Source organism: Arthrobacter sp. B0316-5-4, assembly GCF_059090325.1.
Genome location: NZ_JBNHFN010000004.1, coordinates 717706 through 726423, shown reverse-complemented (window position 1 = coordinate 726423; position 8718 = coordinate 717706). Strand labels below are relative to the sequence as shown.

At 65.3% G+C, this 8718-nt stretch carries 11 protein-coding genes; all 11 read left to right on the top strand.

What is annotated here, in order from left to right; all coding sequences use genetic code 11:
* Window positions 1-941 precede the first annotated feature (941 nt).
* The 11 genes from AC5RU9_RS15310 (at window position 942) to fliQ (ending at window position 8717) form a co-directional block, all read left to right on the top strand.
* Complete coding sequence (locus AC5RU9_RS15310; RefSeq protein ID WP_494017099.1) at window positions 942-1523, top strand: flagellar hook-length control protein FliK; 582 nt, start codon at window positions 942-944, stop codon at window positions 1521-1523.
* A 14-nt stretch (window positions 1524-1537) separates the two neighbouring features.
* Window positions 1538-1978, top strand: a complete 441-nt coding sequence (locus AC5RU9_RS15305) for a flagellar hook assembly protein FlgD (protein ID WP_494017098.1) — start codon at window positions 1538-1540, stop codon at window positions 1976-1978.
* Between the two features lie 46 nt (window positions 1979-2024).
* On the top strand, window positions 2025-3197 hold the full coding sequence (locus AC5RU9_RS15300; protein ID WP_494017097.1) for a flagellar hook protein FlgE: 1173 nt from the start codon (window positions 2025-2027) through the stop codon (window positions 3195-3197).
* Window positions 3198-3352: 155 nt separating this feature from the next.
* Window positions 3353-3691 (top strand): flagellar FlbD family protein, encoded by a 339-nt coding sequence (locus tag AC5RU9_RS15295; protein WP_494017096.1) that lies wholly within the window; start codon window positions 3353-3355, stop codon window positions 3689-3691.
* Between the two features lie 3 nt (window positions 3692-3694).
* A complete protein-coding gene (locus AC5RU9_RS15290; RefSeq protein WP_494017095.1) occupies window positions 3695-4513 on the top strand; it encodes a motility protein A in 819 nt (272 codons plus the stop codon).
* Window positions 4510-5331 carry an OmpA/MotB family protein gene (locus AC5RU9_RS15285; RefSeq protein WP_494017094.1) on the top strand — a complete coding sequence of 274 codons (822 nt, stop codon included), beginning with the start codon at window positions 4510-4512 and terminating at the stop codon, window positions 5329-5331. The genes AC5RU9_RS15290 and AC5RU9_RS15285 overlap by 4 nt, the downstream gene beginning before the upstream one ends.
* A gap of 74 nt (window positions 5332-5405) precedes the next feature.
* The gene (locus tag AC5RU9_RS15280; protein ID WP_494017093.1) at window positions 5406-6302 is read left to right on the top strand and encodes a flagellar motor switch protein FliM; all 897 of its coding nucleotides are present in this window, start codon (window positions 5406-5408) and stop codon (window positions 6300-6302) included.
* Window positions 6299-7024: a flagellar motor switch protein FliN gene (fliN, locus tag AC5RU9_RS15275; protein ID WP_494017092.1), complete on the top strand. Its 726-nt coding sequence runs from the start codon at window positions 6299-6301 to the stop codon at window positions 7022-7024. The genes AC5RU9_RS15280 and fliN overlap by 4 nt, the downstream gene beginning before the upstream one ends.
* Window positions 7025-7576 carry a flagellar biosynthetic protein FliO gene (gene fliO / locus AC5RU9_RS15270; protein WP_494017091.1) on the top strand — a complete coding sequence of 184 codons (552 nt, stop codon included), beginning with the start codon at window positions 7025-7027 and terminating at the stop codon, window positions 7574-7576.
* A gap of 122 nt (window positions 7577-7698) precedes the next feature.
* Window positions 7699-8442, top strand: a complete 744-nt coding sequence (gene fliP / locus AC5RU9_RS15265; RefSeq protein WP_211712825.1) for a flagellar type III secretion system pore protein FliP — start codon at window positions 7699-7701, stop codon at window positions 8440-8442.
* The gene (gene fliQ / locus AC5RU9_RS15260) at window positions 8442-8717 is read left to right on the top strand and encodes a flagellar biosynthesis protein FliQ (RefSeq protein WP_211712826.1); all 276 of its coding nucleotides are present in this window, start codon (window positions 8442-8444) and stop codon (window positions 8715-8717) included. Before fliP ends, fliQ begins: the two co-directional genes overlap by 1 nt.
* Window position 8718 lies beyond the last annotated feature (1 nt).

The following is an 8718-nucleotide window of genomic DNA, read 5'->3' as shown; positions in this document are numbered from 1 at the left end:
CCCGGGTTGAGGATGATGCTGACGTGTCCGGTACTCCTTCGGCCACCCATTTAGACGCTTCGCTGTCGGTCAGACGACTCCTACCGTCTAATGGGCAGCAAGCCGTCGAAACGGGCATGCCCGGGGCCGTGGGTGCTGGCGTCGGGGTAGCGGTTGATACCCTTCCGGCGCTTTCTGGTGCTCTCCAATTCGATGCCTCGCTGCCGAGTGTGCCGAACGCACGGCCTGTTTCGCAGCAAGCCCCCGAATCGGGCGCACTTGTGTATGCGCCTTCGGCCACCCATTTAGACGCTTCGCAGCCGGCTAGACGACTCCTATCGTCTAATGGGCAGCAAGCCGTCGAAATGGGCGTGCCCGAGGCCGTGGTTCCTGGCTTCGGGCTAGCGGTTGATGCCCTTCCGGCGCTTTCTGGTGCTCTCCAATTCGATGCTCAGCTGCCGAGTGTGCCGGGCGCACGGCCTGTTTCGCAGCAAACCCCCGAATCGGGCGAGCCCGGGACCAGCGGCTTGGCCGTGGATGTGGCGGGTGCTGGGCTCGCTGGGACCGCTGGGAGCGCCGGCCTCGCTGGCAACGCAGGGTTCGCCGGGACGGCTGGCAATGCTGGGAGTGCAGGGTTGGCCGATGCGGCTGGCAACGCTGGGAGCGCTGGGCTCGCTGCTAGCACAGGGTTAGCCGGGACGGATGGGCTTGCCGATGCCGCTGGCCCTCAGCCGAGTCAGCCCACTCCTTCATCCAGTGCCGGGGTAGGGCTGGGCACTGTTTCGGCGCTGTCGCCGGCCCTCCAATTCGACGGATCGCTGCACGACAGACGCTTCCTGCCGTCTAACCAGCAGGGAAGCATCGAATCGGGCCCCCTCCAGGCACTCCAAGTCACGCAGGCCGCACAAATCACCCCGATCCAGCCTGCACCCCCACAGCTCAACACAGTCCCGCTGGCGCCCGTGCCCCTTGCCAGCCCACCCCAGCTGGCCAGCCCGCCCCAGCCGGCCCTCGCGCCCCAGCTCGCCGCGCCACTCTTTTCGTTGGCGTCGGCGGCACCCGGGGAACACGTGATGACCCTGCGTGTTGCCCCGGACGACCTGGGACCCCTCACGGTCAGGGCCCACATCGACGCGGCGGGCGTGCGGATTGAACTGTTCGCACCCGGGGACGCGGGCAGGGACGCAGTGCGGCATGTCCTCCCGGAGCTCCGACGAAGCCTTGAAGACTCCGGGGCGAGCCTGAGCCTGTCCTCGCAAAACAGCCCACCCGACGCCGGAAAGGACCCCGGCCAAGGCAGCGGAAGAGATCCCGGCCAAGGAGCAGGGCAGGGCGCAGGACCCGGCAACGGAACACGTGACCCGGACGCCCGGCCCCGAGGCGCCGGCGAACCCGGCCCCGGCGGCGAGCACTCCGGCGGTGCGCACTCCGGCGAGGCGGCCTCCGGCGAGGGCGGGCCCGATGGTGCCGATGCCCAACCGCAGCTGCCACCCGGCGTCGTACGCGGCCTCAGTACCCCGAACCGCCTGGACATCCTGGTCTGACGAAGGAGACGAGCATGACAACTATTCCCGCAATCGCGGCCAACAACGGCGCAGCGCCGGGCAGCGCACCAAGGACGCCGGTCAAGGCGATGGATTCGGAGGTCTTCATGTCCTTGCTGGTCACCCAGTTGAGGTACCAGGACCCCAGTGCTCCCATGGACACCAACCAGATGATGAGCCAGTCCGTGCAGCTGTCCATGATGGAGAAAATGACCGAGCTGACGGCGGGGGCGAAGGAAAGCTTCTCGCTGCAGATGCGTACCGCTGCGGCGCAGATCATCGGAACAGAGGTGAGCTACACGCTCGCCGACGGTACCAAGGGTGCGGGTGTCGCGAGTGCGGTGTCCTTCGCTGATGGCGTCCCCACCGTGACTGTGGGCGACGCCAAAGTGCCCCTGGACCTGATCACCGGCATGACGGCACGAACGCCCGTTGCGCCCACGAAGACCACCTGATCCCCAAAAATACTTACCCCGAACCAAACCGAAGAAAGGCAACACCATGCTCCGTTCGCTGTACTCCGGAATTTCCGGCCTCCGCGCCCACCAGGCCATGCTCGACGTCACCGGCAACAACATCGCCAACGTGAACACCACCGGCTACAAGTCATCTTCCGCCCAGTTTCAGGACACGCTCTCGCAGATGACGCAGGGCGCCGCAGGACCGCAGCAGGATGTGGGCGGTTCCAACCCTGCGCAGATCGGTCTCGGAGTTCGCGTGGCTGGCGTGAGCACCAACTTCGGCCAGGGATCGTCGCAGAGCACCGGCCGCGGCACGGACTTGATGATTTCCGGGGAGGGTTTCTTTGTCACGGGCAAGGGCACCCAGCAGTACTACACCCGCGCGGGCAACTTCCAGATGGACGCTGCGGGCCGTCTGGTCAGTCCCGACGGCGGCATCCTCCAAGGCTGGACGGCCACCAACGGTGTGGTCAACCAGGGCGGGGCCACCGGCCCCATCACTTTGTCGCCGGGCACCACCGCACCGGCAGTTGCCACGACGAGCGCTACCCTGAGCGGCAACCTGCCGTCCGACGCCGCAGTGGGCACCTCCGTTGAGCGCCAGGTGAAGGTCTACGACGCCAACGGAGCGGAGCGCAGCCTCACCCTGACGTTCAGCCGTTCTGCCACGGGCTGGAATGTGGCCGGTGCGGACGCCAATGGAGCCAGGGGAACGGCCACCTTGGCCTTTGCGAACGGTGCCTTGACGTCCGGCGGGACCATGACGGTTGGCGGAATCACGGTAAACATGGGCGCGGTCACCGGCTTCGCGCAGATGAGCACCCTCTCCGTTACCGGCCAGAACGGTGCGGAAGCGGGCGAACTCGAGTCGTTCACTTTGGCCGGCGACGGTTCCCTGGTGGGTTCCTTCAGCAACGGTGCCAAGGAAGTCCTGGCACGCGTGGCACTGGCGCGTTTCACCAACCCGGAAGGCTTGGAGAAGGCGGGCGGCTCCGCGTACGTTGCCACGGCCAACTCGGGCGCCGCGCAGCTCGGGGTTGCCGGTGAAGGCGGACTTGGTTCGCTGACTTCGGGTTCGCTGGAGATGTCCAACGTGGACCTGTCCCAGGAGTTCACCAACCTGATTGTGGCCCAGCGTGGTTTCCAGGCGAACGCCCGCATCATCACCACCTCAGATGAGGTCCTGCAGGAACTGAGCAACCTGAAGCGCTAACCGGATCCCGCCCTTTTTCGGATTCCAGCAGCCTGCTACGCGGGGATATTCGGACAAGGGCGGGAGAAGGCAGCACGCAAGCTAACGCCCGGCCCGGTCCGGCCGACAGTACGGGACAGCACCACTTCCAGCCACACCCCAACCAGAAACGGCCCATGATCGTTGTCACCCGCCTGAACGGCACACGCTTCGCCGTGAATCCGGACATCCTTGAACGGATCCACGAGAGTCCGGACACCCATCTGGTGACTCTCGACGGCGCCGCTTACGTCGTGCGGGAATCGCTCGCCGAGGTGGTGGAGCTGATCGCGAACTACCGTGCCAGTGTCCTTCGCCGTGCCCACGATCTTCCCGCCGTCACGGGGTATCCGCTGAGCCTGGTCCGGTCGCCCGAGCCCGAGCCCGAGCCCGAGCCCGAGCCCGAGCCCGAGCCCGAGCCCGGGTCCGGCACGGAAGACGGACCTGGCACGAACAACCACCCGAACGGAACGTAGTCGATGACAATTCTTGGCCTCCTGCTGGCCTTCGCATCCGTGGTGGCCATGGTCACCCTGGAGCACGCGAACCTCATGTCGTTGCTCCTGCCGGCGCCAATGATCCTGGTTTTCGGTGCCACCATCGCGGTAGGCCTGGCCGGGAACACCCTCGCGGATGTCATCAAAGCCTTCAAGGACGCTCCCAAGGCTTTCCTCGGCAAGCCCGCCAAGCCCACGGAAAGCGTCGACGAGTTGGTCCGCCTCGCCGAGAAGGCCCGCAGCGAGGGCCTTCTTTCCTTGGAGGAGGAGGCCAACAACGCCAAGGATCCGTTCCTGCAACGCTCGCTCCAGAACATCGCCGACGGGACTGACGCCGAGGAACTGCGCCTGCTCATGGAAGACGAAATCGACACCAAGATGCGTGCCGACCACGTGTCGTCCAAGTTCTTCGCCGCCCTGGGCGGGTACGCACCCACCATCGGCATCATCGGCACGGTGGTCTCACTGACGCACGTCCTGGAAAACCTCTCCTCGCCCGACCATTTGGGGCCGATGATCGCGGCAGCCTTTGTGGCCACCTTGTGGGGCCTGCTGTCCGCGAACTTCATCTGGCTGCCTTTGAGCGCCAAGCTCAAGCGCCTGTCCGAGCTGGAAATCGAGCGCATGACGCTCCTCATGGAGGGCCTGCTTGCCGTGCAGAACGGCACCCAGCCCTTGCTCTTGGCCGAACGGCTGCGCGCTATGGCCCCGGCCGATGCGAAGAGCAAGTCAAAGGACGCCAAGGGCACAGCGGACGACGCCGGCAAGTCCGGTAAGTTGCCGGCGTCCAGGGCAGCATGAGGTCCCGCAGGAGACGGGGCTCCCAGCCCGAGGAGCACCACGTCGACGAACGCTGGATGGCCTCCTACATGGACATGGTCACGGTGCTGATGTGCATGTTCATTGTCCTGTTCGCCATGTCTTCGGTGGACCAGGACAAGTTTGAGAAGCTGCGCAATTCGCTGGCTACGGGCTTTGGTTCGCAGATCAGCCAGAAAGTGGACACGGCTACCGGCGTTGTGGTCCCGGCGGAGCTCGCTGCTTCCGACGGCGAAGGATTCTCGGCGCTGGACCTGGCCATCAAGGAAGCGGACAAGCTCACTGCCCTTGAACATGAAATGAAAGCCAAACTCGATGCCCAGGGCCTGGGCAAGAACGTGCAGTTCGACGTCGGCGAGCGGGGACTGTCCGTGAAGCTGGTGGGCTCCCAGACGTTCTTCCAGCCTGACATGCCGGACCTGACCAACCGTGCCCTCGAGATCCTGAAGACCATCGCACCAACCGTGGTGGGATCCGGGCTCGAAGTTATGGTGGAGGGCCACGCCGCCAAGGGAATCACTGCCTACGCTTCCACTTGGGAGCTCTCGGCCGCCCGTTCAGTGAACGTCCTGCGCTACTTTGTGGACGACGCCGGCATGCCGGCTGGCCGGATCGGCGCAGTGGCTTTTGGTGCCGCACGCCAGGTGACGGACGACTCCACCGAGGAGCTCATGGAGCTGAACCGCCGCGTGGACGTGGTGTTGCTGTCCTCCAGCCCGGAGGATGTGCGTGCGCTGATTCCTGGCGCGATCGAAGCCCAAACCAAGGAATCAGCGGCCGCCGCGAAAGCTGCTAAGTAGCCGCTAAGTAGCCGCGGAATAGTCGTACCGGGAAACGTCTTACGCGCCCCTCCGACGTGCCGATAGTGCCGTCCGTGGGAGAACAGGAAGATCGCGCGGCGGCACGCCAGCGCACCGTGGATGTCTACGACTTCCGTCGACCCACCACCTTGCCGCGCCAGCATAGCCGGATCTTGGAAGTGGCTTTCGAAACGTTTGCCCGGCAGTGGGGCACGCAGCTCACGGCCAAGGTCCGGTTGAAGTCCACGGCCACGCTGGAACAACTGAGCATGCAGAGCTACGACGAATACTCCGCGTCCCTCCCGTCGGTCACGTCCATGGTGCTCTGCAGGATCGACGGCAGCGAATCCCGCCTGGTCATCCAGTTCCCTGCAACGGCCGCACTGTCGTGGCTGAGCCGGATGCTGGGGGGATCAACGGAAACCGCCGTGCCGGAGCGGAAGTTCACGCAGATCGAGCATGCGCTGGTTTCCCGGATGGTGGAGGAAGTGCTGGAGGATCTCCGGTATTCGCTGGGCAATCTCCTGACGCAGGCCGTGGTGATGGACGGCATCCAGTACAACTCGCAGTTCGCGCAGGCAGCCGCACCTTCCGAGCTCATGATCGTGGCGTCTTTCAGCGTCAACGTGGGCGAAACCCAGTGCGCGGCCACTCTGGCAGTTCCTGCCGACGTGCTGCTGTCCAGGTTGGGCGATGTGAACCCCACAGTCCACAGCGTGGACAACGAAGCGCTGGTCCGCACCCAGCTCGCGCAGGTACCGGTGGATGTTGCCGTCCAGTTGACCGCCGCTCCGGTGACGCCCGCACAGATCCTGGGTCTCGCCGTCGGGGATGTCCTGCCGCTGCCGCACCTTGAGAACAGGCCGTTCGATGTCACCATCAACGGCACCCGCCTGGCCACCGCCGCGGCCGCCCGCAACGGCTCCCGCGCCGCCGCAGTCATCGTCACAACCGAGGAGCATCAGCGATGAGCAACATTTTGACCCTGCAGGCGGCTGCTGCCGAGCGCCTGGCGCTGCACCTGCCCAGCGCCTCCACCCTCCGCGTCGCCGGCATCGTTCCGGCACAGGACGCCGCCGCCTATGCCTCTCCGGCCGTTACGGCGACGTTCGTCGGAGCCCTGACGGCCGATTTCGCGCTGCTGCTGGTGGACCGCTCGTTCCTTGCCGCCGCGGGCGGGGCTGGGCTGGGCGGCGCGGTCCAGCATGCCGTGCGGGCCGGTGACGTCTTGCGTCCCGCTCTTGAACAGGCCGCGTTAGCGTTCGACGCCGGTGTGCTGGGGGAGTTGCGCGAGGAGGACGCCGGAGGGCTGCTGTCGGACCCCGACACGGCCGTTTTTGAACTGAACGACGGCGGTGCCCCCTTTGGCTGGTTCGCTGTCCGCGTACGGGACAACGGTACGGGCACTGAAACCGGTGCGCGTGGACAGGGCAACGACCTGGCTGCCCGGCTGGGCCTCATCAGCAGTGTTGAAATGGCGTTGACCGTGGAGATTGGGCGGACCCGAATGTCCGTGCGGGACGCACTGGCACTGGAACCCGGGAAGGTCATTGAACTGGACCGGTCTGCCGGCGCCCCCGCTGATGTGCTGTTGAACGGCAGGTTGATCGCCCACGGTGAGGTTGTGGTGGTGGACCAGGACTACGCCGTCCGGATCACCCGCATCTTGGACGGGGTCGAGGGAACACTGTAGATGGACTCATTTATCCTCGGGCTGCGGGTGCTCGTGGCCCTCGGCGCCGTGCTGGGCTTCATCTGGCTCGTTCAGAAGCGTCTGGGCAAAGGCAAAGGCCGCCGACGCGCGGATGCGGCACTGACGGTTGTAAGCCGTCAGGTGGTAGGGCAGAAAGCGTCTGTCGTAGTTGTCGACGCCGGGGACAAGCGTTTCCTGCTGGGCGTCACCGAGCATGCGGTGACAGTGCTGCACAGCGGCGACGCGCCTGCCACAGCGCCGGACGCCGCCGAGGCAGTGGACGCCCAGCCGGCCGGGAGTTTCGCGGAGCTGTTCCGGCAGGCATCGAGCCAGCCGCAGCCTGCGGTGCGTGCACAGCCGGTCACGGGCTCGCTCCCTGAGCCGGTCACGGGCTCGCTCCCTGAGCCGGTCACGGGTTCGCTCCCTGTGCTCCGGCGTCGGAGCGAACTGCACCGTCGCGGCCAAATGCCCGAGCACCCGATGCACGGTTCCATCCTGTCCGCTTCCACTTGGCGGCAAGCCTCGGATGCCATCCGGGGACGCCGCAATTGATCAGAACTGCTGGGTTCGGCCTCCCGGGCCGGCCATTTCCTGCCGCACGCCGGCGCGCCCTCCCGCAGTTGCTGTCTGCTGCGGCGGTTGTGTTGTTCACGGGTGCTTTGCTGTTGCTTGGAATGGCAGCCGCCCAAGCGACCCCCATCGATCCCACGCAGCCCACACCGCCAACCCCGCCTGCGACCCCCGGTTCCGGGAATGTCAGCATCGACATCAACGGCCTGGACGGGACACCATCCACAGCGGTAGTAACCCTGATCGGGATCACGCTGCTTTCCGTAGCTCCCGCGCTGCTGCTGATGATGACGTCCTTCACCAAGATCTTCGTGGTGCTGGCCATGACCCGGAACGCGCTGTCCTTGCCGGCTATCCCGCCCAACCAGGTCCTGGCGGGATTGGCGCTGTTCCTGTCCTTGTTCGTCATGTGGCCCGTGGTGTCGGACATCAACACAGCGGCGGTGCAGCCGTACCTGAACGGCGGGCTGGATTTCAACAGTGCCATGTCCGCTGGTTGGTCCCCGCTCCAGCACTTCATGCTGGCCCACACCCGGGAGGAAGACATCGCCCTGATGACCCGGGCCGCGAAGATGGACAACCCCGCCAACCCTGAATCCGTGCCGTTCCAGACGCTGGTCCCGGCCTTCATGATTTCGGAACTGCGTGCCGCGTTCATTATCGGCTTCGTTATTTTCATTCCCTTCCTGGTCATCGATCTCGTGGTTTCCGCAGCGCTCATGTCCATGGGCATGATGATGCTTCCGCCGGTGATGATTTCGCTGCCGTTCAAGATCCTCCTGTTTGTCCTGGTGGACGGTTGGGGACTGGTCATCACGTCCCTGATCCAGAGCTATTCGAGCGGCTGATGGATACCAACGCAGTCCTGGACATCTGCCTCCAGGCCATGATCGTCGCGGCTAAACTCGCGGCGCCCACACTGGTCACGGCGCTGGTGGTTGGACTGGCGATTTCGCTCCTGCAGTCCATCACGCAACTGCAGGAAGCCACGTTGTCGTTCGTCCCCAAAGCCGTTGCAGTAGCGATCGCACTGGTGGTCTGTGGCCATTGGATGATTTCCGAAATGGTTGCCTTCACCAACGAGCTGTTCGCCCGCATCCCCGGTCTGATCGGCGGAACGTGAA

Coding starts and splice junctions, on each gene's coding strand:
- AC5RU9_RS15305 (WP_494017098.1), top strand. CDS start 1,538: ATGACAACTATTCCCGCAATCGCGGCCAACAACGGCGCAGCGCCGGGC.
- AC5RU9_RS15300 (WP_494017097.1), top strand. CDS start 2,025: ATGCTCCGTTCGCTGTACTCCGGAATTTCCGGCCTCCGCGCCCACCAG.
- AC5RU9_RS15295 (WP_494017096.1), top strand. CDS start 3,353: ATGATCGTTGTCACCCGCCTGAACGGCACACGCTTCGCCGTGAATCCG.
- AC5RU9_RS15290 (WP_494017095.1), top strand. CDS start 3,695: ATGACAATTCTTGGCCTCCTGCTGGCCTTCGCATCCGTGGTGGCCATG.
- AC5RU9_RS15285 (WP_494017094.1), top strand. CDS start 4,510: ATGAGGTCCCGCAGGAGACGGGGCTCCCAGCCCGAGGAGCACCACGTC.
- fliN (WP_494017092.1), top strand. CDS start 6,299: ATGAGCAACATTTTGACCCTGCAGGCGGCTGCTGCCGAGCGCCTGGCG.
- fliO (WP_494017091.1), top strand. CDS start 7,025: ATGGACTCATTTATCCTCGGGCTGCGGGTGCTCGTGGCCCTCGGCGCC.
- fliP (WP_211712825.1), top strand. CDS start 7,699: ATGGCAGCCGCCCAAGCGACCCCCATCGATCCCACGCAGCCCACACCG.
- fliQ (WP_211712826.1), top strand. CDS start 8,442: ATGGATACCAACGCAGTCCTGGACATCTGCCTCCAGGCCATGATCGTC.